Origin of the sequence: Falsibacillus pallidus (genome assembly GCF_003350505.1) — a bacterium.
In the GTDB taxonomy this organism is placed as follows: Bacteria; Bacillota; Bacilli; order Bacillales; family DSM-25281; genus Falsibacillus; species Falsibacillus pallidus.
In genome coordinates this window covers 83,660-109,507 of record NZ_QQAY01000001.1, presented here as the reverse complement: position 1 = coordinate 109,507, position 25,848 = coordinate 83,660, and the positions used below count along the sequence as shown (strand labels likewise).

The window sequence follows — 25,848 nt, the reverse complement described above, 5'->3', positions numbered from 1 at the left end:
TCCAGTCCTGATACATAAATTGATTAACGTATCCAGGCTCAATGGAAAAACATTTGTTTTGAATGCACTTTACATAGAAACAGTCGAAGCCTTTCCTGACACAACAATCACGCTGACTAATGGCAAAAAATATGTCGTCACAGAATCAGTGGAACAGGTGAGAATGTTCATCCTGCAGTTTTATCAATCGATTAATCTCCTTGGAAAATATGATTTGGAGGGAATGAATGATGAAGAATAGATTACTCACCATTATGCTGGTTCTATTGATTTCCATCACGCTGGTTGGAGCCGTTGCTGTAGTGGTCATTTGGAAGGTTTCAGCCAATGATCCCAACCAAGAGCCTACCATTGACGATATTATTGAAATGTCAGTGGATATACCAGAAGTTACAACCAATCTAAAAGATGATAAGTATGTGAAAATCTCTCTGAAAATGCAGACTGACAGCAAGAAAGCCAAGGAAGAACTTCAAAAGAGGGATTTCCAAATCAAAAACATTCTGATTGAGGAACTTTCGGAAATGCAATCAAAAGATCTGGATGGAAAAACAGGGAAAGTAAAGCTTCAGGAAATGATAAGAAATCGAACCAACTCATTGATGCAGGAAGGCAAAATACAAAAAGTGTACATCACCTCCTATATCATTCAATAATTTTTTCAGCATGATACCACTGACACATTAAGGAGGTGAACAGAATGGCAGGAGATGTCCTCTCCCAGAACGAAATTGATGCTCTGTTATCTGCGCTTTCCACTGGAGAAATGGATGCGGATGAACTGAAAAAAGAAGAGGAAGAAAGAAAAGTAAGAGTCTATGATTTTAAAAGGGCTCTGCGTTTTTCGAAAGATCAGATTCGAAGCTTAACTCGTATCCATGAAAATTTCGCTAGATTATTAACCACGATGTTTTCAGCCCAGTTAAGAAATTTCGTGCAGATCACCGTTGCATCGACAGACCAGATTCCATATGAAGAATTTATCCGGTCGATTCCGAAAATGACCATTTTAAATGTTTTTGATGTTCCTCCACTCGATGGACACATATTAATGGAAGTGAATCCAAACATAGCCTATGCGATGATCGACCGTGTCATGGGCGGTGCTGGAGGAAGCGTCAATAAAGTAGAAAACCTTACTGAGATTGAAACAAAAATCATGACCAACCTATTCGAAAAAGCATTTGAAAATTACCAGGAAGCTTGGGGAAATGTCACCCAAATTGATCCGATTCTTTCTGAATTTGAAGTGAATCCTCAATTTTTGCAAATGGTTTCCCCGAATGAAACGGTAGTCGTTATTTCCATGAACACCACAATAGGCGACACCAGTGGAATGATTAATATCTGTATTCCGCACGTTGTTCTTGAACCCATCATTCCAAAGCTTTCTGTTCATTATTGGATGCAGAATCAAAAGAAAGAAAGAAAGCCTGGGGAAGTTGAGAGGATTGAAAATCGCCTGAAAGATGCAATTGTACCTGTTGTGGCGGAACTCGGAGATGCAGGCATCACAGTAGAGGATTTTTTAATGCTTGGTGTTGGAGATATTATTGAGCTTCAGCAAAAAATCGATGAACCTCTGACGATCAAAATAGGAACAAGCCCTAAATTCACTGCCCAGCCTGGCAAAATGAATAAAAAACTGGCTGTACAGATATTAGACACCTTGAAGGGGGGAGAAGAAGATGATGAGTGATGACATGCTTTCACAAGATGAAATTGATGCGCTTCTTCGGGGGACAGCAGATACAGAAGAAGAAGTACCTGAAGAAAAACCATTAAACGACGAAGACTATCTTACTTCCATGGAGAAAGATGCTTTAGGCGAAATTGGAAATATCTCATTTGGCAGTTCAGCAACTGCCTTATCAACATTATTGAATCAAAAGGTTGAAATCACTACACCTACCGTTTCAGTCATCGAGAAAAGCAGGCTGGCGGAAGAGTTCCCGCATCCATATGTTGCTATTGAAGTGGAATATACTGAAGGTTTTTCTGGTACAAATCTTCTTGTCATTAAACAGTCGGATGCTGCTATTATTGCTGACTTAATGCTCGGTGGAGATGGGACAAGTCCTGATGAGTTAATGGGGGATATTCAACTAAGCGCAGTGCAGGAAGCCATGAATCAAATGATGGGTTCAGCTGCTACTTCCATGTCCACTGTCTTCAGCAAGAAAGTGGATATTTCTCCTCCGACAATCGATTTATTAAATATCGAGAGCGGCCAGGGGACAGATACTCTGCCTGAACAAGCATTGCTCACAAAGATTTCGTTCCGTTTAAAAATTGGCAGTTTAATAGATTCCAGTATCATGCAGCTCCTGCCGCTGGAGTTTGCCAAAAGCCTTGTAGATGAATTGATGAATCCTGCACCGTCTGCTCCAGAACCTGCTGTGGAAATGCATATGAGTCAGCCTTCAAGCGAGCCTGTTCAGCAGACATCCAATCAGTCTTATCAAGAGCCTCCTTATCAAGCTCCATCTCAACATGGGAATATGCAAGCGCCGCCTGCCGGCTATCAAAATTATCAAGAATATAACCAGCCAAGCGGCCAGCCGCAGCACTTTGGAGGATACGCTTCAGGAGCGCAGGCGATGCCGAATGTACAGCCAGCGATGTTTTCTAATTTTGAACAAGCGCCATTCAGTACCCAGGAACCTAAGAACCTTAACATGCTGATGGATATCCCTCTTCAGGTGACTGTTGAATTGGGAAGAACTAACCGTTCTGTCAAAGACATTTTGGAATTGACTTCCGGTTCGATCATCGAGCTTGATAAGCTGGCCGGTGAACCTGTAGATATTCTTGTCAACAGCAGACTCATTGCTAAAGGGGAAGTCGTTGTAATTGATGAAAACTTCGGTGTGAGAATTACAGATATTGTAAGCCAGAGAGATCGTATACAAAAATTAAAATAGAGAGTCTATGGAGGTAGTTTTTGATGGGTAACCGTATATTAATCGTTGATGATGCAGCATTTATGAGAATGATGGTAAAGGATATTTTGACTAAGAATGGCTTTGAAGTAGTAGCTGAAGCAGCTGATGGTTCACAGGCAGTTGAAAAATACAAAGAGCTAAAACCTGATTTAGTCACTATGGATATTACTATGCCTGAAATGGATGGAATCACTGCTTTGAAGGAAATCAAAAAAATCGACGGAAATGCAAAAATTATCATGTGTTCAGCCATGGGCCAGCAGGCGATGGTTATTGACGCGATCCAGGCAGGGGCAAAGGATTTTATTGTAAAGCCTTTCCAAGCAGACAGAGTCATCGAGGCAATTCAAAAAACATTGGCATAAATAAAAAGGAATGCAGACAAATGTCCTGAATGAGATTTAAATTAAATCCATTTGGCTTTGTCTGCAGACCGAAAGAGTCAGAATTAAAGAAGGTGTCGCACCATTGGCGAAAATAGCAAAGATCGCAATTGTTCTATTCATATTTCTATTTTCCGCTCAAGCAGGTGAGCAATATGCATTTGCGGAAATTTCACATCAAACAGTAAAAGATTGTATTGGAAAAGATTGCGGAAGCAGCTCAGGAAAAGATGAGAAAAGCATGACCAAAAAAGAAGAACCGGCTTCTGAATCTTCTTCACCGATGATTACCATCTGGGATTTCATTAAAATGATTTTCGCATTATTGTTTGTCATTGCACTTTTATATGGATTATTGAAGTTTATCAATAAGCGAAGCAAGAATTTTCAGCAATCCAAGATGGTAGAGAACCTTGGGGGAACTTCTCTCGGAGGGAATCGTTCGGTTCAATTGGTGAAAGTGAATGGCCGGATTTTAATCCTTGGTGTGGGTGAGAATATCCAGTTATTAAAGGATATTGATTCAAAAAAAGAATTTGAAGAAATGATGGCGCATTTCAATGAAAGAAGCGAAGGCAGAACACAGCCGGTAGATTTCGTTACAAAATGGATTACTACTTTCACAAAAAAGAACGAATCAGAGAGTCAGCCGAATTCTTCATTTCAGCTCATGCTGAAAGAGCAAATGATGGAGTTAAGGAAAGGGCGAAAGAAAGTTCTGGATGAAATGGATAAAAAGGAGCAGGAATAAATGAATGATTTCATGCAATATTTCAATAGCAGCGCACCTGATGATGTTTCAACTGCTGTCAAGCTACTATTAGTATTGACTGTTCTTTCTTTGGCTCCGAGCATTTTGATTTTGATGACTTGTTTTACAAGGATCATCATCGTTTTATCCTTTGTCAGGACGTCCCTTGCCACTCAGCAGATGCCGCCGAATCAGGTGCTTGTAGGGCTTGCCTTATTCCTGACTTTTTTTATTATGGCTCCGACCTTCAGCCAGGTTAATGAGCAGGCATTGACACCTTTGTTTGATGGGAAAATCAATCTGGAAGAAGCGTACGATAAAGCCTCTGTGCCATTTAAAGAGTTCATGAGCGAACATACAAGGCAAAAGGATCTTCAGTTGTTTCTTGACTATTCACATGCCAAACAGCCGAAAACCATTCAGGATATACCATTGACAACATTGGTTCCTGCATATGCCATCAGTGAAATCAAAACGGCGTTCCAAATAGGTTTCATGATTTTTATCCCATTTTTAGTGATCGATATGGTTGTGGCAAGCGTCCTCATGTCGATGGGGATGATGATGCTTCCTCCGGTCATGATTTCATTGCCGTTTAAAATCCTTTTGTTTGTTTTAGTCGACGGCTGGTACTTAGTCGTTAAATCGCTGTTAGAGAGTTTTTGAGAAATGGGTGAATCATCATGAATGAAGAAATGGTCATTTCCATTGCAGAAAGAGGGATCTATACTACCCTGATCGTTACAGGTCCACTCCTTCTATTGGCATTGGCAGTCGGTCTGATTGTCAGTATATTTCAGGCCACCACACAAATTCAGGAACAGACATTGGCGTTTATTCCAAAGATCGTTGCGGTACTCATAGGAGTCGTTTTTTTTGGCCCTTGGATGCTAAGCCATCTTTTATCCTATGCAACAGAAATATTCACTAATTTAAATAGATTCGTAGGATAGCAGAATGGATCAATTGCTTCCTAAGATATCCGTTTTTTTACTAGTATTCGTCAGGGTCTCGACTTTTTTTGTGACAATGCCGCTGTTTTCCTATAGGACCATACCTGCTCAGCATCGAATTGGACTAGCTTTCTTTCTTGCCTGGATCATGTACTATACCGTCGATGCACCGGCACTTGAAATCAATGGGCTTTATATACTGCTTATCATGAAGGAAGCATTGGTCGGCTTGCTTATCGGGTTTGCTGCCTACATGATGATGGCTGCTATTCAGATTGCCGGGGGATTCATCGATTTTCAGATGGGCTTCGCAATCGCAAATGTCATTGATCCACAGACAGGGGCGCAAAGTCCACTGATGGGACAATATCTATATACGTTTTCACTATTGCTGCTGCTGACGCTTGATGGCCATCATCTGATTCTCGACGGAATTTATTACAGCTACCAATTCATACCGATTGATCAGCCTTGGCTTAATTTTGGGAGCAGTCATTTGGTCGAATATATGATCCGTGCTTTTGGTTCAATGTTTGTCATTGCCTTTCAAATGTCCATTCCGATCGTTGCCTGTTTGTTCCTTGTAGATACAGCCTTAGGCATCGTGGCCAGGACTGTCCCGCAGCTGAATATTTTTGTGGTCGGTTTTCCGATTAAAATCGGGGTCAGCTTCATCGTCCTGATCATAGTCTTCGGAGTCATGATGACCGTTGTTGAAGGCCTGTTCGGAACGATGTTGAATACCATGAGAAACGTAATGGAACTGGTGGGTGGTTCAAAATGAAGCAATTGATGCTCGACCTTCAATTCTTTTCAGGTGAAAAGACTGAAAAGGCTACACCGAAGAAAAGGGAAGATGCAAAGAAAAAAGGACAAACGGCAAAGAGTCAAGATGTCAGTACATCGGTCATCATGCTTGCTGTATTTTCATTTCTGCTGTTTGGTTCATCCTACATTGCGAAGAACGTGTATCATCTGTTTACCCATTCCTTTCAAACATATATGCTGATGGATTTAACGGAAAGCAATATTAAAGTTGTCATGCTTGAAGTCCTAAAAGAAACAGCGTTCTTGCTGGGGCCGGTGATGCTTGTTGCATTATTGGCGGGCGTTGCAGCCAATTATGCCCAAGTTGGAATCATGTTCACTTCAGAACCGCTCATGCCGAAATTGGAAAAACTTGATCCGATTAAAGGATTCAAGAGGATCTTTTCAATAAGGGCAATCGTTGAACTTTTTAAATCCATCCTAAAGATATCATTTGTAGGAGCAGTGACTTTTTTTGTTTTATGGTCAAAGATCGATGTCGTGCTTGGTTTATCTTTTAAATCAACAGGAGACATCGCAAAAACAATGGGTTCATTAGCGATCCAGATGGGGATTGCAGCTTCCATTGCACTGCTTTTTTTATCAATATTGGATTATCTCTATCAAAAATATGATTTTGAAAAAAGCATAAGGATGTCGAAACAGGATATCAAGGACGAGCATAAAAACTCCGAGGGCGACCCCCTCATCAAATCAAAAATCAAACAACGGCAGCGTGAAATGGCGATGAGAAGAATGATGCAGGAAGTTCCGCAGGCAGATGTCGTCATCACAAACCCAACGCACTATGCCATTGCATTGAAATATGATGAATCAAAAATGGATGCACCGTATGTTATTGCAAAAGGCGTTGATTTCATGGCACAGAAAATAAAATTGATCGCGAAAGAAAATGAAGTGATCACTGTTGAAAATCGTCCACTTGCAAGAGCTCTATACGACCAGGCTGAAATCGGCCAGGCAGTACCGGAGGATTTCTTTAAAGCTGTTGCAGAAATATTAGCCTATGTATATAGAATCAAAAATAAAATCTAGCAACCTAGTTGTTCTTAAGTAAGGAGAGAAAATAAATGTCAGCAAGAGATATTTCCGTATTGCTCAGTGTCATCCTGATTGTTGCCATGTTAATTATCCCGCTGCCAACGTGGATGTTGAGCGTTTTAATCATTATCAATATTTCTCTCGCATTACTTGTGCTGCTTACTTCCATGAATATGCAGGAGCCATTGCAGTTCTCCATTTTTCCATCATTGCTGCTCCTTCTTACCCTTTTTCGATTAGGGCTGAATGTTTCGACAACGAGGTCTATTCTAAGTAAAGGTGAAGCAGGCGGCGTTGTCGAAACATTTGGAACGTTTGTGGTCGGAGGGAATGTACTAGTCGGACTAGTTGTATTCCTAATCTTGATCATCATTCAATTTGTGGTCATAACAAAAGGGGCGGAGCGTGTCTCTGAGGTTGCTGCACGCTTTACCCTTGATGCAATGCCAGGAAAGCAGATGAGCATTGATGCAGATTTGAATGCAGGGATGATTTCAGAGCACGATGCAAGACAGCGCAGGGAAAAAGTCGGAAGAGAAGCTGACTTTTATGGGGCAATGGATGGTGCCAGCAAATTTGTTAAAGGTGACGCCATTGCTGGAATCATCATTGTTATCATAAACCTCATATTCGGGATCATCATCGGAATGACCCAGCAAGGACTGGGGATTGCAGATGCAGCCACCCATTATTCATTAATGACTGTAGGGGATGGGATTGTTTCTCAAGTCCCTGCACTGCTGATTTCCACGGCTACTGGAATCGTGGTCACAAGAGCGGCTTCAGACGGGAACTTAGGATCTGATATCGTTTCACAGCTCATGGCCTATCCGAAGATGCTTTATATTGCCGCAGGAACAATCTTTTTACTTGGAATCGCAACGCCGATCAATGATATTTTGACCATACCGGTTGCAGCGGGTTTAGCCATCGGTGGATTGATGCTCTCAAGAGTACCAAAAATTGATCCGTCAGAAGAACTGATCAATGAGGAAGAAATTGAAAAGGATGAGATGAAAAGTCCTGAAAGTGTCGTGAGTCTATTGAATGTCGATCCGATTGAATTTGAGTTTGGCTATGGTTTGATTCCATTGGCAGATGCAAATCAAGGCGGAGATCTACTGGATCGAATCGTAATGATCAGAAGGCAGCTGGCGCTTGAATTAGGACTTGTAATCCCTGTGGTGCGAATCAGGGACAATATCCAACTCCAGCCAAATGAATATCGTTTAAAGATCAAAGGGAACGAACTGGCGAGAGGAGAGCTCCTTTTGGATCATTATCTAGCAATGAGCCCTGGTGGGGATGATGATGCAATTGAAGGAATCGATACTTTTGAACCATCTTTTGGACTCCCTGCAAAATGGATTACAGAAGAAACGAAGGAACAGGCAGAGATATTCGGCTACACAGTTGTTGATCCTCCTTCAGTTGTATCCACGCATATAACGGAAACAATCCGCTCACACGCTCATGACCTGCTCGGAAGACAGGAGACAAAGCAGCTGATTGATCACCTCAAGGAAAGCTATCCGATCCTTGTGGAAGAAGTGACGCCATCTCCGTTATCCATTGGAGAAGTCCAAAAGGTATTGGCGAAATTACTTAAAGAAAATGTATCGATTCGTAATCTGCCAGTCATTTTTGAGACGCTGGCTGATTACGGAAGAATGAGTTCGGACACTGATCTATTAACGGAATATGTGAGGCAGTCCCTCGCAAGGCAAATTACTTCACAATATGCTGATCAGGGATCCCAATTGAAAGTGATTACATTATCAGGAAGAATCGAGAAAATGATTGCAGAAGGGGTCCAGCAGACGGAGCATGGGAATTATTTATCCCTAGATCCCAACGACTCCCAAAGGATCCTTGAATCCATTGCGAATCAAATTGAACAGCTTTCGCTTATGGAACAGTCCGCCATCATTCTTTGTTCTCCGGCTGTGAGGATGTATGTTCGACAAATGACTGAAAGATATTTTCCTCAAGTTCCAATTCTATCCTATAATGAATTAGAAGCGAATGTGGAAGTACAGAGTGTAGGGGTGGTGAATGTTGAGTGAAAGTAAAAAAATATATTGCTCCTTCCATGAATGAAGCCATGAACAAAGTTCGTTTGGATTTAGGCGACGAAGCGGTTATTTTAAATTCAAAGCTTGTTTATAGCGGTGGATTCCTGGGGCTCTTCAAAAAAAAGAATATTGAAGTCATCGCTGCCGTCGATCCTAATACAGCAACGACTCCGATCGAAGCCAAAGGGAGATTAGAGAAGGTTGAACGTCGACCGAAGAAAGCAGACCAGGCAATCCAGCCGACTCCTGAAAAGACAAGTATCATGGAAAAGGAAATGGAAGAATTAAAGAATATGATCTTAAAGCTCTCCAGTCAAAGCATGCCTGAAATAAATCAATACCCGGAAGATATTAGAATCATCCTGAGCCAATTATATACACAGGAAATAGAAGGGGAAATTGTTTCTAAATTAGGGGATTCCCTGCTTCACAACTGGCGGGAGACAAAGGATGCGGTCACAAGGGAACGGATAATTGAATGGACAAAAGTGAAATTGATGGAAGAGATCTCATCTGTTGAGTTTGGAGGGATCAGCTATACGAAAAAATTCATTAATGTCATTGGCCCGACAGGTGTAGGAAAAACAACCACTCTTGCCAAAATAGCCGCAAACGCTGTTTTGAACAATAAAAAAAAGATTGCGTTCATCACGACAGATACGTACCGGATAGCGGCAATCGAACAACTAAAAACGTATGGAAATTTACTGAACGTCCCTGTTGAAGTTGTATATAAGCTTGCTGATTTTAAACAGGCAGTTGAAAAATTCAAGGATTATGATCTCATTTTTATTGATACTGCAGGCAGAAATTATCAAGATGAAAAATATGTGAAAGAACTGCGCGAGGTAATTGACTTTGATTCAGAGATGGAAACGTTCCTAGTCTTGACGATGACGGCTAAACAACGGGACTTGGAAAATATGATCAATCAATTCAAGACGATTCCAATAGACAAATTCATTTTCACGAAGCTTGACGAAACCTCCTCATATGGAATGATGATTAATTTGATTAAAAAATATGAAATCGGAGGGGCCTATTTAACAATGGGGCAAGATGTCCCGGATGATATCGTTGAGGCAGATCCAATTAGGATTATTGATTATGTGATAGAAGGTAATCGGCCATGAACGATCAAGCTGCAAGATTAAGAGAGAGAATGATGAAGACAGAAGAGACAGGGAAGTCTGCCAAAACCATTGCCATCGTGAGCGGCAAGGGCGGTGTTGGGAAATCGAACATTTCTGTCAATTTCGGATTGAAGCTGGCCAAGCAGGGGCATAAAGTCCTCCTGGTGGATATGGATATAGGAATGGGAAACATCCATCTGCTCCTTGGAACTTCTTCAGAACGAAGCATTGTTGATTATATGCTGTCTGACGACATTGATATTGAGGATGTAAAAGTCAGAGCTGCCGATAATTTCACGTGTATTTCTGGAGGAAATGGATTGTCCAGCTTTTTTGAAATGGATCAGAATGCATTAAGTAAATTATTGAAGGCCATGGAACTCCTTCAGAAGGAATATAACTACATTCTTTTTGATATGGGGGCAGGAGCAACAAATATGTCCCTCCAGTTCCTTCTATCAGTTGATGACATCATTGTTGTGACTACCCCGGAGCCGACTTCGGTTACGGATGCATACTCCATGATCAAATTCATGACTCAGAAAGATTCCGGGCTTCATTTTTCGATCATCTGCAATCGTGTGGAAACAGAATCAGAAGGACGGGAGACTATTAAGAGATTGAGGCTGGCTGCTGAAAAGTTCCTTAAAGTGGATGTACGTCCTTTGGGCATGCTGCCTGAAGATTCACTTGTCAAAAAAAGCGTTCTTAATCAGAGGCCATTTACAGTTGAGTTTCCTCTTTCTAAAGCTGCTCAATCTTTTAATGTGATTGTTCAGAATTATTTGTCCGGGGAAGGTGCCGGGCAAAACACAATGCAAAAAGCTGGCTTTCTATCAAAACTAAAACATCTATTGTTTGAAAGGCAGGGAAATCTATGAATCAAACGATCAGTGTTCTTGTAGTAGATGATTCGGCCTTTATGCGGAAATTAATCATAAATTTTTTAGATGAAGACCCTGCCATTACCGTTGCAGGTTTTGCCCGCAACGGTGAGGATGCTCTTCAAAAAGCCAAAAAGCTTCGTCCGGACGTTATTACTCTTGATGTCGAAATGCCGATTTTAAATGGCCTTGATGCATTGAAGCGTATCATGGATGAGATCCCTACACCTGTTGTCATGCTTTCAAGCCTGACGGAACATGGGACAAATCAGACCATGGAGGCTATGGAAAACGGTGCAGTGGATTTTGTTGCAAAGCCCTCCGGGACGATTTCGCTTGATTTGCACAAAATTAAGGATGAGCTGCTTCAAAAGGTGCATTCAGCGAGCAGGGTTCCTGTTTCCAAACTGAAATATAAACCTGTTGAAAAAAGGAAAATAGAAATTCAAGCAGAGATGCCTGCTTCAGCGCATCGGATTATACACAAAAAGGCATCCAATATACAGCAGGCAAAATGGAACCTTAATAGTCCAAAATTAATCTGCATCGGTACATCCACCGGGGGACCAAGGGCGCTCCAGGAAGTATTGTCCCACTTCCCGGCAGATATTAAGGCGCCGATATTGGTTGTCCAGCATATGCCGGCGGGATTTACTAAATCATTGGCGGCAAGACTGAATCAACTCTGTGATATTTCTGTCAAAGAAGCTGAAGATGGAGAGATCATCAAACAGGGTGTTGCGTATATTGCCCCGGGTGGATTCCATTTAAACGCAAGAAGGGTCGGTACAAGCCTTGCCGTCCATTTAAGCGAAGAACCGCCTCGCAGCGGACATCGCCCTTCTGTAGATGTAATGCTCGAATCAGTCAGTGAAATTCCCGATTACGACAAAATTTGTGTCATTATGACAGGAATGGGTTCTGATGGAGCGAAAGGTTTGGTAAAATTAAAAGAAAATGGTAATTCCAGAGCGATTGCAGAGTCCCAAAATACTTGCATCGTATTTGGAATGCCAAAAGCCGCAATCGGAACCAACTTGGTTGATGATGTAGAAGATCTCGGCCAGATTGCTTATTCGGTTATGAAGTATATGCCATAGAGGGGTGTGGGGAAAGATGGAAATGAATCAATATTTAGAAGTGTTTATAGAAGAAAGCAGGGAGCATCTGCAGTCCTGCAATGAAAATATTTTAGCACTGGAAAAAAATCCTGATGATCTTTCAATTGTGAATGAGATTTTCCGCTCTGCTCATACATTAAAAGGGATGTCTGCAACAATGGGCTATGAAGATATCGCTCATTTGACGCATGTGATGGAAAACGTCCTGGATGCGATTCGCAATGAAAAAATCAAAGTGACACCTGAATTGTTTGATGTTGTTTTTCTCTCCATTGATGCCCTTGAATCCATGGTTGAATCCATTGCTGCAGGCGGGGATGGAAAAAGAGATATACAGGAGATAGCTCTGAAACTCCAAATGATTGAAGATGGAAAAACAATCAGCCAATCTCAGGCAAGTGCCGAAGCTGCGGCTGCTGTGGCTGAACCATATGAAGTAAATAGACCGAAAACTCAATACGATCAGTTTGAACAGACAGTCATTAAGCAGTCAAAAGATCAAGGGTTTGAGTGCTTTGAAATAACCGTTTCTTTAAGACCTGACTGCCTCTTAAAAGCTGCAAGGGTATTCATGGTATTCGAAGTCCTTGAGAAATGCGGAGAAGTCATTAAATCGAATCCTTCAGTGGAGAAATTGGAAGAAGAACAATTTGACCAGTATTTCACAGTAACTCTGATAACGAAAGAGAATGTATCTGACCTACATAGCAAGATAATGAAAGTCTCAGAAGTGGATGAAGTAGAAATTTCTGCTTTTACATTTGATGAGCCTTTAGAGGAAGTAAAAGAAGAAGAGAAAAAGCCTGAAACAAAACCAGGATTAACGGAGAAAAAACAGACTCCTGTAGAATCGACTCAACAGACTTCTGCGAAACAGGCAGCAGGGAATAAAACAATCCGTGTCAGCATTGATCGCTTAGACAGTCTGATGAACCTCTTTGAAGAACTTGTTATTGACAGAGGGAGACTCGAACAGATTTCCCGAGAGTTGGACAATACTGAATTACATGAAACAGTTGAGAGAATGTCCCGTATTTCAGGAGACTTGCAAAATATTATTTTGAATATGAGGATGGTACCGGTTGAAACGGTATTCAATCGATTCCCTAGAATGGTAAGGCAATTAGCGAGGGACCTAAATAAAGTAATTAATTTGGAAATCATCGGTGCAGAGACAGAACTAGACCGCACAGTTATTGACGAAATAGGAGATCCGCTGGTGCATCTGCTTCGAAATGCAATGGATCACGGAATTGAAACCCCGGAAATACGAAAAGCAAAAGGAAAGCCGGAGGAAGGTACTGTCCTATTAAAGGCCTATCATAGCGGCAACCATGTATTCATTGAAATTGAAGATGACGGTGCAGGAATCAGCCGTGACAAAGTATTAGAAAAAGCGATATCTAAAGGGATTGTTTCAGAACAGACTGCTCATACACTAACAGACAAACAGGTTTATGAACTCATTTTTGCTTCTGGTTTTTCGACTGCGGACATCATTTCTGATATCTCTGGACGCGGAGTTGGTTTGGATGTTGTAAAGTCGACAATCGAATCTTTGGGAGGAAGCATCACAATCGATTCGACACAAGGCAGTGGATCTATTTTCTCAATTCAGCTGCCACTCACTCTATCAATCATTTCGGTCATGCTTGTAGAGCTGGGGATGGAAAAGTATGCTATACCGCTTTCTTCAATCATCGAAACGGCTATCATCAGAAAGTCTGAAATCATGAATGCTCATAATCAAAAAGTCATCGATTTCCGTGGACGTGTAGTGCCGGTCGTTCAATTAAAAGAAGTATTTGAAGTGCCAGGGGAAGAAGATGGAAGTGAATTTATGTCTCTCGTCATCGTTAGAAAAGGAGATAAAATGGCGGCTCTTGTAGTAGATTCCTTTATTGGCCAGCAGGAAGTCGTACTCAAATCTCTAGGAAACTATTTAACGAATGTTTTTGCCATTTCCGGTGCTACTATTCTTGGAGATGGACAAGTTGCTTTGATTCTTGACTGCAATGCTTTAATTAAATAGGAAATGAGGATGATTGAGATGAGTGAAATACTAATTGATTCACCTTCCCAAGTAAAAGTGATCGTTTTTCAATTAGCTGATAAGGAATATGCCATTCCTGTCGGCCAAGTTCGATCCATTGAGAAGATGCAGCATATAACACGTGTTCCTAAAACAAAGGGGTTCGTCAAGGGAGTCATCAATCTCCGAGGTGTAGTGACGCCGATCATCGATCTAAATCAAAGGTTTAACCTTGGTGAAACGGAATATTCAGAGAGTACAAGAATCATCATTGTAGCCATGGATGAAATGGAAGTCGGCTTTATCGTTGATGCTGCCAATGATGTATTGGATTTGCCTGCAGACTCAATTGAACCTCAGCCTGAGGTAGTAGGAGCATTGGAAGCGGAATACTTAAGCGGAGTTGCGAAACTTGATAAGAGATTATTGATTCTGATCAAGCTCGAAAACGTTCTGAACCCTATTAGCTAAAGGAAGTTGAAAATGAACTATACGAATAGCATCACCAGTATGCATCTGGATGTATTGAGGGAAATAGGAAATATTGGCGCGGGACATGCAGCAACTGCTCTCTCCAAACTGTTGAATCGTAAAGTGGATATGAAGGTTCCGGATGTAAGGATTGTATCTTTTGATGAAATGATGGAATTAGCAGGCGGTGATGAGAATATTGTCGTCAGCGTATTCCTTCGGATTGAAGGGGATGCGCCTGGGAATATGTTCTTCTTATTGCCCACTGAACAAGCAGCTGCATTTGTCCATCAATTGACCGGGGATGACACCATTACATTTGATGAACCTCCATACTCGGAAATGGGCCTATCTGCAATGCAGGAAGTGGGGAATATACTTTCAGGGTCGTATTTATCTTCTTTAGCCAATTTTACAAACTTGACACTTGCACCGTCTGTACCGGCTTTAAGCATTGATATGGCTGGAGCCATTGTCAGCTATGGACTGATTGAACTTTCGCAGAAAAGCGATTATGCAATCGTAATAGACACTTCTTTTAAAGACGCTGAGTCAGGATTTGATTTTGGTTTCAATGGCCATTTTTTCCTTTTGCCTGATCCGGATTCTTTTGAAACCATTTTTCGATCATTAGGAGTTCCTCAAAATGGTTAGTGTCATGGAAGTCGTGAAGGTTGGAATTGCTGATATGAAAATAGCCGCTGCCCCGCAGACAATCCGGACATCGGGACTCGGCTCTTGCGTCGGTGTGGTCATCTATGATGAATTCAAAAAGATTGCCGGGTTGGTACATGTCATGCTGCCAGATTCCCATTTAGGCAAAGGTGGAGCTGACCTCAATAAGGCGAAGTTCGCAGATACTGGAATCGAATATCTGCGTGAGAGCCTGCTGAAGTGCGGCTGTGATTCTTATCGCTTAAAAGCGAAGATTGCAGGCGGCTCCCAAATGTTCCACTTTTCATCTCAAAGTGATGTCATGCGGATTGGACCAAGGAATGCAGAGGCTGTTAAGAGTGAACTGCAAAGATTTAATATAACACTCGTTGCGGAGGATATTGGTGGAAGCAGCGGACGCACTATTGAATTTGACCCTGAAACATTCATTTTGCATGTGCGTACTGTGAATAAAGGAGCTGCAGAAATATAATGGCCGGATCTTTCGTCTGGAACTTGTGGTCTGCCATATTAGGGTTCACGCTCTTTTTTGCATTATCAATAGCACACCATACACCTTCATATGTAATGATCGGGTCAAGTATTTCAGCCCTTCTGTTTTTACTGATTGCATTTGTTTTCCGATTTATAATTGGAGAGATTGCTGATGGTCCCGTTGATTCTTTAGATAATTCAGCAGATGCAAAATTTGTAGATGATGAAAAAGGAATGGACCTTAATTCAATAGATGATTTCGATGCTGAAAAGGCAGCAGATGTTATTAAAGAGTTGTTGAAATAAGAAAAGCGCAAGCGCCTTGATCAGCCCCGACCCGCATAAGACGGAACTCGAAGGAAATCCTGATTTCCGTAGAGGTGCGGCTTATGACTCGAGGGGCTAGGCGCTGGAGCTGGACAGAAATCGACTCTAAATTTTTAAATTTTCTTATTATTTTAAAAAGGGGCGGGGAGGATTACTATGACACATGTATCTACTTTAGAAGAACACAAACTTTGGAATGCATGGATATATGATCGAGACACGGATGCCGGTGATATTCTAGTCAAAAAATACTTGCCCCTCGTTTCTTTTCATGTACAGAGAATTTCTGCCGGACTTCCCCGCAGCGTCTCAAAGGAAGATTTAAAAAGCCTTGGGATGATGGGACTGCTGGACGCATTGAATAAATTCGATCCAACAAGGGATTTAAAATTTGATACATATGCCTCTTTCAGAATACGAGGCGCGATCCTGGATGGGCTAAGAAAAGAAGATTGGCTTCCAAGGAGCACAAGGGAAAAAGCAAAGAAGATTGAACAGACCATTGAATATCTGGAACAGAAAAATATGAAAACACCTTCAATTGAGGAAATATCGCTTTATCTTGACATGCCGGAAGAGGAAGTCACTCAGACCATGAGCGAGCATTTTTTTGCCAACGTCCTATCGATGGATGAGCAAACATATGAGAATGAAGATAAAGATGGACAAGCATATGCAATAAAAGATGAAAGGGTATTGACTCCCGAAGCACAGCTGATAAAAGAAGAGTGGATCGAGGATTTGTCAAAGGTCATTTTAACACTGAATGAAAAAGAACAATTAGTCCTCAGTCTTTTCTATCAAGAGGAACTTACGCTTACAGAAATCGGTGAAATCTTAAATTTATCCACTTCAAGGATATCTCAAATTCATTCAAAGGCACTATTCAAACTGAGAAAAACCCTTACAGCAAATTCCTATTGAAAAACAGACAATTCAGAACCTCTCTAATGATACTTGCAGTGTATTTGATCCCAGGGGTGATTTAAATGAGTCTTAAGTTAGTTGAATTGCAGGTTGCCATTCCAAGGACTGCAGATGCTTCCAAAGCAGCTGAAAATATGCTGAAGCAAGGAGCGGTTATCAACCATGAGGCTTCAAATGAACTTGAAAAAGAGTATGATAGAAAAAGCAGGCAAGTGATAGAAAATGCTAAAAGCAATAAAACATCTGATCGTAATGAATTATCCGGACAAAAAGATTCTGCAGCCTTAGGAGAGAATAAAAATCCAAAGGAAATGAATCAAGCAAAACATCCTTATAAAGGAAATACCATCGACTTTAGCCGTTAAGGAGCAGCCATGATTACTTTTATTATCATCATTCTATTTATTATGAATATCATTGCCCTTTTTTCCATTGTACTTCTCTACATGAGACAGAACAGACTTGTCGATATGGAGCAGAAACAAAGGAAAATGATCGCGGAAATGGAAGATGTCATCTCATCTTACCTAATTGAAATGAAAGAGGAGAATGAAAAATTCATTTCTGAAATTGAAAGAAGGAAATCCTCCGGCAGGAAGCAACATTCTGATAATCCTGCAGCAGATGCCGCCAAATCAAATCCCCCTCATGAGCATGAAGAGTCAGCCGTTGTTCAAGAATTTCATTACAGCCGAAAAAAAGCAGCGGAAGCATATGCAAAAAATGCCGAAGCAAAACCTCAGCTGCCAAAAACAAAAAAGGAAAAAGAACCTTTACACCACGAGGTGAGTTTTGCTGAGAAAGTCATTTCTTTAAAGAAACAAGGGATGACCGTGGAGGAAATAGCAGAAAAATTAAATACAGGTAAAACAGAAATTGAGCTTTCACTTAAATTTCGTCAAAAAAATCAATAATAGCTTGATTGGCTTCTTTCAATGTGCTATATTAATTCATGGTGTGAATACACACGCTTCAGGATGAAAGCAGATGGTGCTATGCAAAATAGTTTCTGTTTAAAGATGATTGAAGCGGAGGATAAATAAAAACCATTTAGGAGGAAACACACATGTCAGTAATTTCTATGAAACAATTACTTGAGGCTGGTGTACATTTCGGTCACCAAACTCGCCGTTGGAACCCAAAAATGAAGAAATATATCTTCACTGAAAGAAACGGCATCTACATCATCGATCTTCAAAAAACAGTCCGCAAAGTTGAAGAAGCTTATAACTTTGTAAGAGAAGTAGCTGGAAACGGCGGAAAAATCCTTTTCGTCGGAACTAAAAAGCAAGCTCAAGAGTCTGTTAAAGAAGAAGCAGAACGTTCTGGAATGTACTTTGTCAACCAACGCTGGTTGGGTGGTACACTAACAAACTTCGAAACAATCCAAAAACGTATTACACGTTTGAAAAATATCGAAAAAATGGCTGAAGACGGTACTTTTGAAGTACTCCCTAAGAAAGAAGTTGTTCAGCTTAAAAAAGAACAAGAACGTCTTGTAAAATTCCTAGGCGGAATCAAAGACATGAATGGTCTTCCTGACGCTCTATTCATCATCGATCCTCGCAAAGAGCGCATCGCTGTTGCAGAAGCTCGCAAATTGAACATCCCAATCGTAGGTATTGTTGATACTAACTGTGATCCGGATGAAATCGATTATGTTATCCCTGCAAACGATGATGCAATCCGTGCAGTTAAATTGTTAACTGGTAAAATGGCGGATGCTATCCTTGAAACTAAGCAAGGTGAAGAAGCAGCTGTAGCTGCTGAGTAATCCTTGAACTGAAAGGTGATAAGTGGGAAGCACCCTTATCACCTTTTTTTAAAGGTTGGAATTTTGGCTGCTCAAGCCGCTAAGAATATATATGGCTACATAGACTAAGGAGGAATTATTCATTATGGCAATTACAGCTCAAATGGTAAAAGAACTTCGTGAAAAAACTGGCGCCGGCATGATGGATTGTAAAAAAGCGTTGACTGAAACAAATGGCGATATGGACAAAGCAATTGATTTCCTACGTGAAAAAGGTATTGCGAAAGCTGCGAAAAAAGCTGACCGCATTGCTGCTGAAGGTACTACTTTCATTCAAAGCGCAGGCAATGAAGCAGTAATCCTTGAAGTGAACTCTGAAACAGACTTCGTTGCGAAAAACGAAGGATTCCAAAACCTGGTTAAAGAATTGGCTGCTCACCTATTGAGCAACAAGCCAGCTTCTGTTGAAGAAGCAAATGCTCAAACTATGGAAAACGGAAAAACTGTTGAAGCTTTCATCAACGAATCAATTGCAAAAATCGGAGAAAAACTTTCTCTTCGCCGTTTTGAAATCAAGACTAAAGGCGACAACGCTGCATTCGGTGAGTACCTGCACATGGGCGGACGCATTGGTGTGTTGACTGTCCTTGATGGAACAACTGACGCTGGACTTGCAAAAGATGTTGCAATGCATGCTGCAGCTTTGAACCCTAAATACATCTCCCGTGATCAAGTTTCCCAAGAAGAAGTTGATCGTGAGCGCGAAGTATTAACACAACAAGCTCTTAACGAAGGAAAGCCGGAAAACATCGTTGCAAAAATGGTTGAAGGACGCCTAAGCAAGTTCTTCGAAGATATCTGCATCGTTGATCAGCCGTTCGTAAAAGATCCAGATCAAAAAGTAGGTAAAGTAGTAGCTGCAAAAGGCGCAACAATCGTTGAGCTTGTACGCTATGAAGTTGGTGAAGGAATCGAGAAGCGCCAAGATAACTTTGCTGAAGAAGTAATGAGCCAAGTTAACAAAAAATAATAGCAAAAACCAAAATAGGGAGCACATAGTGTTCCCTATTTTATAAGAAAAGCGAAGCCGGCTGTTCAGAGGCGCCGAGGTTGGACTGAAGTGCTGCGAGATAAAGGAAACACGAAGAGCGAAGCGATTCGATGTTGACTTATCGTAAGCGCGCTGAAGCTGGACAAAGAAAAGCGAAGCTGGACAAAAAAGAAAACCGAAATTGGAAAAAGAAAACCGAAGCCCAGGCTTGCCTTAACGGGTAAAAACATGGTAAAAAATAAGAAGAAAATAGAACTTTACATAATGGAGGTTCACATGAGCATTCCGAAGTATAAACGAGTCGTATTGAAATTAAGTGGAGAAGCATTAGCAGGAGATCAGGGCTTTGGAATCAACCCATCTGTCATCAAATCAATCGCTGAGCAGGTAAAGGAAGTCGCTGAACTGGGCATAGAAGTTGCTGTTGTAGTTGGCGGAGGGAATATCTGGCGCGGGAAGATCGGCAGCGAAATGGGAATGGACAGAGCATCTGCTGATTATATGGGAATGCTTGCAACTGTCATGAATTCATTGGCATTGCAGGATAGCCTCGAAAATATAGGAATCGATTCACGTGTACAAACATCAATCGATATGCGGCAGGTAGCTGAACCGTATATCCGACGCAGAGCAATGAGGCATCTTGAGAAAAAACGCGTAGTTATTTTCGCTGCAGGAACAGGGAACCCTTATTTCTCTACAGATACAACTGCAGCGCTTCGAGCAGCAGAAATTGATGCAGAAGTGATCCTCATGGCTAAAAACAATGTCGATGGTGTTTATACTGCAGATCCTAAGCTGGATGAAAATGCTGTCAAGTACGATGAATTATCCTATTTGGATGTTATCAAAGAAGGATTGCAGGTCATGGATTCTACTGCTTCATCGCTTTGCATGGATAACGATATCCCGCTTATTGTTTTCTCCGTCATGGAAAAAGGAAACATCAAGCGCGTAGTCTTAGGTGAAACAATCGGAACAATTGTTAGGGGGAAAGCATAATGACAAAACAAGTAATGGATACTGCAAAAGATAAAATGACCAAAGCTGTAAGTGCGTTTTCTCGTGAGTTGGCTTCAATCCGTGCCGGCCGTGCAAATGCATCATTACTGGATAAAATCGTAGTGGATTATTATGGTGCACCGACACCGGTAAATCAGCTGGCATCTGTTTCTGTACCTGAAGCTCGTCTATTGGTTATCCAGCCTTATGATAAATCTGTACTTGGCGAAATCGAAAAAGCGATTTTGAAGTCTGATTTAGGCATCACGCCAAGCAATGATGGTTCAATCATCCGTATTGCCATTCCTGCTTTGACAGAAGAGCGACGTAAAGAACTAGTGAAGCTCGTGAAGAAAGAAGCTGAAGAAGCAAAAGTTGCCATCCGTAATATCCGGCGCGATATTAATGATGATCTAAAAAAACTAGAGAAGAACGGCGAATTGACTGAGGATGACTTACGCGGGTACTCTGATGACGTTCAAAAATTAACCGACAACCATATTGTAAAAGTCGATCAAGTAGCGAAAGAAAAAGAGAAAGAAATTCTTGAAGTTTGACATAACAGCCATATTACTTAAATGAAATACGGCTTGCTCATGAATGCCTGGCATCCTTCCATACCCATTATCAATGATGATTTATGGGGAAAATGGGATGGAAGCCCGGCATTTATTTTTGGATCTGGTACCTTTAAGATGTACCCTTCACTGTTATTGAAGCTTATTTTTTATACATATTTGTGGATAAACAAGATATCTTTTTATATTTTTGGTATGATAGAAGTTGCTGATAATACAATCTAAATGCCAATAAGTTCAATCAAGTGGGGGACTTGTTCATGTTGAATATAAAGAAGTTATGGAAGAACGGGAAAACGAATGAAAATCTTGAAGTACGAATAGAGTCTGTAAAAAGACAAAAGATGCCTAAGCATATTGCCATCATCATGGATGGAAACGGGAGATGGGCAAAAAAACGTTCCCTTCCTCGTGTAGCAGGGCACCACGAAGGAATGAAGGTCGTTAGGAAAATTACAAGGTTAGCCAATCATTTAGGGGTTGGGGCACTGACGCTTTATGCATTCTCTACAGAGAATTGGAAAAGGCCTAAACTGGAAGTAGAATTCTTAATGAAACTGCCAGAAGAATTCCTAGGCACTTTCCTTCCTGAATTGATTGAAGAAAACGTAAGGGTAACGATGGTGGGTCATAAGGAACATTTGCCCAAACATACACGTGCAGCTATTGAAAAAGCGATGGAGGCCACGAAGCATAATACTGGCCTCGTATTGAACTTTGCTTTGAACTATGGCAGCAGGGCTGAAATCATTGAGGCGGTGCGCGATGTCTTAATAGATGTAAAAAGTGGTATAATGGATCCTAATGATATTAATGAAACTAGTTTTGCACAATATTTAATGACCTCCGAATTAGAGGATCCTGACTTGTTGATAAGAACCAGCGGTGAAATACGATTAAGTAATTTTATGCTGTGGCAGCTGGCTTACTCGGAATTTTGGTTTACGGATGTACTCTGGCCTGATTTTGATGAAGAACATCTGATTCAGGCGGTTGAAGTATTCCAGAAACGCTCCAGAAGATACGGTGGCATTAATAGTGAGGAGTCATAGTGTATGAAGCAAAGGATAATTACAGCAGTTATAGGGATCGCGATTGTTCTCCCTATTATTTTTTACGGAGGCATGCCTTTTTTGCTTCTGACCTATTTACTGGCGACGATTGGGCTTTATGAAGCTTTAAGGATGAAAAAGCAATCGATTTTTTCTATACCGGGCTTCATTTCCATTGTCCTTTTATGGATTTTTTTAGTCCCGAGCCAATATAATAATATAATTCAACAATTTCACTATACCAAAATCGAATTTATGATGATCGGGATCTTATTGATGCTGACCTTTACTGTGGCGTCAAAGAATAGATTTACGTTTGAGGATGCATCCTATTCGATTCTATCCGTTCTATATGTAGGAATAGGATTCTTCTACATGAATGAAACGCGAAGTGCGGACAGTGGATTGACCTATTTGTTCTATGCTTTATTCATCATTTGGGCAACAGATTCTGGAGCCTATTTTATTGGTAAAGCGATGGGGAAAAGAAAGCTGTGGCCAGAAATCAGCCCGAATAAAACCGTTGAAGGCTTTGTAGGGGGAGTGGTTTGTGCACTGGTAGTGGCTTTGCTGTTTGCATTGATTTCGGATATACCTGCAGGGTTGATGAAATTACTAATTGCCGGGGTTGTCCTTTCTATTTTTGGACAAATTGGCGACCTTGTTGAATCAGCGCTTAAAAGGCATTTTGATGTAAAAGACTCAGGCAGCATACTTCCTGGACATGGCGGAATACTCGACAGATTCGATAGTCTGCTGGTTGTACTTCCAATCCTGCATTTTATTCATTTAATCTAGCTTAAATATAAAGACAAGGACATCGGGGGAGTGATAGATATGAAATACATAAGTCTTCTAGGCGCAACGGGATCCATTGGAACACAAACCCTTGATGTGATCCGCAGAAATCCTGAAGAATATAGACTTGCCGCATTCAGTGCCGGCAAAAATATGGAATTAACCAGAAAAATCATTGATGAGTTCAAACCCGAGCTGGTCTCTGTAAGTGATAAAGATGATTGTTTCGCACTAAAGAGCGAATTCAGTTCTTCCACTTCTTTTTACCACGGTGAAGAAGGATTGGTAGAAACAGCGGTTTATCACAAATCCGATATATTAGTTAATGCAGTATTGGGAAGTGTAGGGTTATTCCCAACATTGCAGGCCATCAAAGAAAAGAAAATCATTGCTATCGCTAATAAAGAAACATTGGTCACTGCGGGACACCTGGTTATGGAAGCAGCGAAAGAAAATGGAGTGCTGCTCCTGCCGGTTGACAGTGAACATTCAGCAATATTCCAAGCTCTTCAAGGCGAAAAGGAAAAGAATATCGAAAAATTGATTCTGACTGCTTCAGGCGGGAGTTTCCGTGACCGTACCAGGGATGAATTACAAGGCGTTACAGTCAAAGATGCGCTCAATCATCCTAATTGGTCAATGGGAGCAAAGATCACGATTGATTCAGCTACCATGATGAATAAAGGCCTTGAAGTGATTGAAGCCCACTGGCTTTTCCAAATGCCGTATGATCGTATAGATGTCCTTCTGCATCGCGAGAGCATCATACATTCTATGGTAGAATTTCATGACAGCAGCATCATTGCTCAACTGGGGACACCAGATATGCGTGTACCGATCCAATATGCTCTGACCTATCCGGATCGATTGCCGTTTCCGGGTGCCAGCAGATTGAATCTTGCTGAAATTGGAAAGCTGCACTTTGAAAAAATGGACATGGATCGATTCTATTGCTTGAAACTCGCCTACCAGGCTGGAATTGTTGGCGGTACCACTCCAACTGTTTTAAATGCTGCAAATGAAGAGGCTGTAGAAGCTTTTCTAAAAGGAAAGATCAGCTTCTTAGAAATAGAAGAGTACATTGAGAGAGCTCTAAACAGGCATCAAAAAATCGATCAGCCTGATTTAGAGACAATCCGTGAAGTTGACAAAGAGACTAGAAGTTATATTCATGAACTTCTATCTTAAACCTTGCCATACGTAATTAATACAAGATGAAAGATACCCATCTATGCAATTGGACTTGGAGGAACAAAATCAGATTTATCATGATTGGATGTTCGATGAGTCACTTTATTAAAAGGTGGTTTTATTATTGGAAACAGTATTAGCCTTTATCGTCATTTTTGGTGCATTAGTCTTTTTCCATGAACTTGGACACTTTGTATTTGCGAAAAGGGCGGGGATTCTCTGCCGTGAATTTGCAATTGGATTTGGACCAAAAGTGTTTTCTGCAAAACGAGGCGAAACCATTTACACAATCCGCCTTTTGCCTATTGGAGGCTTTGTGAGGATGGCTGGTGAAGACCCTGAAATGGTTGAACTGAAGCCAGGACATCGTGTAGGTCTTATTCAAAATGAAGAGGGATTGATTGAAAAAATCATTTTGAATAACCGGGATAAATATGCAGACTTATTGGTCGTCGAAGTGGAATATGCCGACTTGGAAAAGGAATTAATCATTAGAGGATTCGAAGACGACGATGATGAAGTGTTAAAAACTTATAAATTGTCACGCAAGGCGGTAATGGTCGAGGACAAAGTGGAGACGCAGATTGCCCCCTGGGACCGCCAGTTTGCATCTAAAACGCTTGGTCAGAGGGCGATGGCTATTTTTGCAGGCCCTATGATGAACTTCATCCTTGCATTTGTCGTTTTTGTTTTAATCGCACTTATGCAGGGGATTCCGGTGAATGACCCTGTATTAGGTGAAATTTCTCCTGATGGTGCAGCTCAAAAAGCTGGCCTGAAAGCAGGAGATGAAGTACTTAGTATTGAAGGGTCTGAGATTAACAGCTGGTCTGATGTTGTTGATGTGGTCAGGAAACATCCGGGGACTGAAGTAATGTTCACTGTTGAACGCAATCAGAAAACCTTGGATATTCCCGTAACACCGAAGGCGACAGACGCAGAAGGTAAAAAAATTGGTTTGATCGGCGTCATGAGTCCGATTGAGAAATCCCCATTGAAATCCATAACATACGGCGCGAAAGAAACATATGGATGGACGGTTGAGATTTTCCACATGCTTGGAAAACTGGTCACTGGCCAATTTTCGATTAATGCATTATCTGGCCCTGTAGGCATCTATGTTTCAACGGAAACAGTAGCTAAATCAGGAATTTTCTATTTAATGAAATGGGGAGCCATCTTAAGCATAAACCTTGGAATTATGAATCTCCTTCCAATTCCTGCACTGGATGGGGGAAGACTTATGTTCTTTGCTGCTGAAGCTCTTCGCGGTAAACCAATTGACCGCCACAAGGAAGGGATTGTCCATTTCATTGGCTTTGCCTTACTGATGGTATTGATGCTGATTGTCACATGGAATGACATCCAACGATTCTTTTTGCAATAACTGAGGAACAGTTTAA

General features: G+C 41.2%; 30 protein-coding genes. All 30 read left to right on the top strand.

Going from position 1 to position 25,848, the window contains the following annotated elements; translation table 11 throughout:
• Positions 1-19 precede the first annotated feature (19 nt).
• The 30 genes from DFR59_RS00525 (at position 20) to rseP (ending at position 25,832) form a co-directional block, all read left to right on the top strand.
• A complete protein-coding gene (locus DFR59_RS00525) occupies positions 20-241 on the top strand; it encodes a flagellar FlbD family protein (RefSeq protein ID WP_114743674.1) in 222 nt (73 codons plus the stop codon).
• Positions 228-656, top strand: coding sequence for a flagellar basal body-associated protein FliL (fliL, locus tag DFR59_RS00520; RefSeq protein WP_114743673.1), 429 nt, complete (start codon positions 228-230; stop codon positions 654-656). The genes DFR59_RS00525 and fliL overlap by 14 nt, the downstream gene beginning before the upstream one ends.
• A gap of 44 nt (positions 657-700) precedes the next feature.
• Positions 701-1,699 (top strand): flagellar motor switch protein FliM, encoded by a 999-nt coding sequence (gene fliM, locus DFR59_RS00515; RefSeq protein ID WP_114743672.1) that lies wholly within the window; start codon positions 701-703, stop codon positions 1,697-1,699.
• Entirely contained in the window at positions 1,689-2,924 is a 1,236-nt protein-coding gene (gene fliY, locus DFR59_RS00510; protein WP_114743671.1) for a flagellar motor switch phosphatase FliY, read from the top strand. The genes fliM and fliY overlap by 11 nt, the downstream gene beginning before the upstream one ends.
• A 23-nt stretch (positions 2,925-2,947) precedes the next feature.
• Positions 2,948-3,310 (top strand): chemotaxis protein CheY, encoded by a 363-nt coding sequence (cheY, locus tag DFR59_RS00505; RefSeq protein ID WP_114743670.1) that lies wholly within the window; start codon positions 2,948-2,950, stop codon positions 3,308-3,310.
• 103 nt (positions 3,311-3,413) lie between these two features.
• The gene (locus DFR59_RS00500; protein WP_114743669.1) at positions 3,414-4,079 is read left to right on the top strand and encodes a flagellar biosynthetic protein FliO; all 666 of its coding nucleotides are present in this window, start codon (positions 3,414-3,416) and stop codon (positions 4,077-4,079) included.
• Complete coding sequence (gene fliP / locus DFR59_RS00495) at positions 4,080-4,745, top strand: flagellar type III secretion system pore protein FliP (protein WP_114743668.1); 666 nt, start codon at positions 4,080-4,082, stop codon at positions 4,743-4,745. It abuts the gene before it with no gap.
• A gap of 17 nt (positions 4,746-4,762) precedes the next feature.
• The gene (gene fliQ, locus DFR59_RS00490; RefSeq protein ID WP_114743667.1) at positions 4,763-5,032 is read left to right on the top strand and encodes a flagellar biosynthesis protein FliQ; all 270 of its coding nucleotides are present in this window, start codon (positions 4,763-4,765) and stop codon (positions 5,030-5,032) included.
• A gap of 4 nt (positions 5,033-5,036) precedes the next feature.
• Positions 5,037-5,816, top strand: coding sequence for a flagellar biosynthetic protein FliR (gene fliR / locus DFR59_RS00485; RefSeq protein ID WP_114743666.1), 780 nt, complete (start codon positions 5,037-5,039; stop codon positions 5,814-5,816).
• On the top strand, positions 5,813-6,895 hold the full coding sequence (gene flhB / locus DFR59_RS00480) for a flagellar biosynthesis protein FlhB (RefSeq protein WP_114743665.1): 1,083 nt from the start codon (positions 5,813-5,815) through the stop codon (positions 6,893-6,895). Before fliR ends, flhB begins: the two co-directional genes overlap by 4 nt.
• A gap of 35 nt (positions 6,896-6,930) precedes the next feature.
• Complete coding sequence (gene flhA, locus DFR59_RS00475; protein WP_114743664.1) at positions 6,931-8,967, top strand: flagellar biosynthesis protein FlhA; 2,037 nt, start codon at positions 6,931-6,933, stop codon at positions 8,965-8,967.
• Positions 8,964-10,109 (top strand): flagellar biosynthesis GTPase FlhF, encoded by a 1,146-nt coding sequence (flhF, locus tag DFR59_RS00470; RefSeq protein WP_114743663.1) that lies wholly within the window; start codon positions 8,964-8,966, stop codon positions 10,107-10,109. The genes flhA and flhF overlap by 4 nt, the downstream gene beginning before the upstream one ends.
• Entirely contained in the window at positions 10,106-10,990 is an 885-nt protein-coding gene (locus DFR59_RS00465; protein ID WP_114743662.1) for a MinD/ParA family protein, read from the top strand. The genes flhF and DFR59_RS00465 overlap by 4 nt, the downstream gene beginning before the upstream one ends.
• Positions 10,987-12,093 (top strand): protein-glutamate methylesterase/protein-glutamine glutaminase, encoded by a 1,107-nt coding sequence (locus DFR59_RS00460; protein WP_114743661.1) that lies wholly within the window; start codon positions 10,987-10,989, stop codon positions 12,091-12,093. The genes DFR59_RS00465 and DFR59_RS00460 overlap by 4 nt, the downstream gene beginning before the upstream one ends.
• Positions 12,094-12,109: 16 nt before the next feature.
• Entirely contained in the window at positions 12,110-14,146 is a 2,037-nt protein-coding gene (locus DFR59_RS00455; protein WP_114743660.1) for a chemotaxis protein CheA, read from the top strand.
• A gap of 9 nt (positions 14,147-14,155) precedes the next feature.
• Entirely contained in the window at positions 14,156-14,617 is a 462-nt protein-coding gene (locus DFR59_RS00450; protein WP_114743659.1) for a chemotaxis protein CheW, read from the top strand.
• A gap of 12 nt (positions 14,618-14,629) precedes the next feature.
• The gene (locus DFR59_RS00445; protein ID WP_114743658.1) at positions 14,630-15,271 is read left to right on the top strand and encodes a chemotaxis protein CheC; all 642 of its coding nucleotides are present in this window, start codon (positions 14,630-14,632) and stop codon (positions 15,269-15,271) included.
• Positions 15,264-15,764 (top strand): chemotaxis protein CheD, encoded by a 501-nt coding sequence (locus DFR59_RS00440; RefSeq protein ID WP_114743657.1) that lies wholly within the window; start codon positions 15,264-15,266, stop codon positions 15,762-15,764. Before DFR59_RS00445 ends, DFR59_RS00440 begins: the two co-directional genes overlap by 8 nt.
• Entirely contained in the window at positions 15,764-16,072 is a 309-nt protein-coding gene (locus tag DFR59_RS00435) for a hypothetical protein (RefSeq protein WP_114743656.1), read from the top strand. Before DFR59_RS00440 ends, DFR59_RS00435 begins: the two co-directional genes overlap by 1 nt.
• 177 nt (positions 16,073-16,249) lie before the next feature.
• Positions 16,250-17,017, top strand: a complete 768-nt coding sequence (locus DFR59_RS00430) for a FliA/WhiG family RNA polymerase sigma factor (protein ID WP_114743655.1) — start codon at positions 16,250-16,252, stop codon at positions 17,015-17,017.
• A gap of 65 nt (positions 17,018-17,082) precedes the next feature.
• Positions 17,083-17,385 (top strand): hypothetical protein, encoded by a 303-nt coding sequence (locus DFR59_RS00425; RefSeq protein ID WP_114743654.1) that lies wholly within the window; start codon positions 17,083-17,085, stop codon positions 17,383-17,385.
• 9 nt (positions 17,386-17,394) lie between these two features.
• Complete coding sequence (locus DFR59_RS00420) at positions 17,395-17,934, top strand: hypothetical protein (RefSeq protein WP_114743653.1); 540 nt, start codon at positions 17,395-17,397, stop codon at positions 17,932-17,934.
• Between the two features lie 152 nt (positions 17,935-18,086).
• Positions 18,087-18,794, top strand: a complete 708-nt coding sequence (gene rpsB, locus DFR59_RS00415; protein ID WP_114743652.1) for a 30S ribosomal protein S2 — start codon at positions 18,087-18,089, stop codon at positions 18,792-18,794.
• A gap of 124 nt (positions 18,795-18,918) precedes the next feature.
• Entirely contained in the window at positions 18,919-19,803 is an 885-nt protein-coding gene (gene tsf, locus DFR59_RS00410; protein WP_114743651.1) for a translation elongation factor Ts, read from the top strand.
• A gap of 297 nt (positions 19,804-20,100) precedes the next feature.
• The gene (gene pyrH / locus DFR59_RS00405) at positions 20,101-20,826 is read left to right on the top strand and encodes a UMP kinase (RefSeq protein WP_114743650.1); all 726 of its coding nucleotides are present in this window, start codon (positions 20,101-20,103) and stop codon (positions 20,824-20,826) included.
• Positions 20,826-21,383 carry a ribosome recycling factor gene (frr, locus tag DFR59_RS00400; protein ID WP_114743649.1) on the top strand — a complete coding sequence of 186 codons (558 nt, stop codon included), beginning with the start codon at positions 20,826-20,828 and terminating at the stop codon, positions 21,381-21,383. Before pyrH ends, frr begins: the two co-directional genes overlap by 1 nt.
• A 281-nt stretch (positions 21,384-21,664) precedes the next feature.
• The gene (locus tag DFR59_RS00390; RefSeq protein WP_114743647.1) at positions 21,665-22,456 is read left to right on the top strand and encodes an undecaprenyl pyrophosphate synthase; all 792 of its coding nucleotides are present in this window, start codon (positions 21,665-21,667) and stop codon (positions 22,454-22,456) included.
• A gap of 3 nt (positions 22,457-22,459) precedes the next feature.
• Positions 22,460-23,254 carry a phosphatidate cytidylyltransferase gene (locus DFR59_RS00385; RefSeq protein WP_114743646.1) on the top strand — a complete coding sequence of 265 codons (795 nt, stop codon included), beginning with the start codon at positions 22,460-22,462 and terminating at the stop codon, positions 23,252-23,254.
• Positions 23,255-23,293: 39 nt separating this feature from the next.
• A complete protein-coding gene (locus DFR59_RS00380; RefSeq protein WP_114743645.1) occupies positions 23,294-24,442 on the top strand; it encodes a 1-deoxy-D-xylulose-5-phosphate reductoisomerase in 1,149 nt (382 codons plus the stop codon).
• A gap of 127 nt (positions 24,443-24,569) precedes the next feature.
• The gene (rseP, locus tag DFR59_RS00375) at positions 24,570-25,832 is read left to right on the top strand and encodes an RIP metalloprotease RseP (protein WP_114743644.1); all 1,263 of its coding nucleotides are present in this window, start codon (positions 24,570-24,572) and stop codon (positions 25,830-25,832) included.
• The last annotated feature ends 16 nt before the right edge of the window (positions 25,833-25,848 follow it).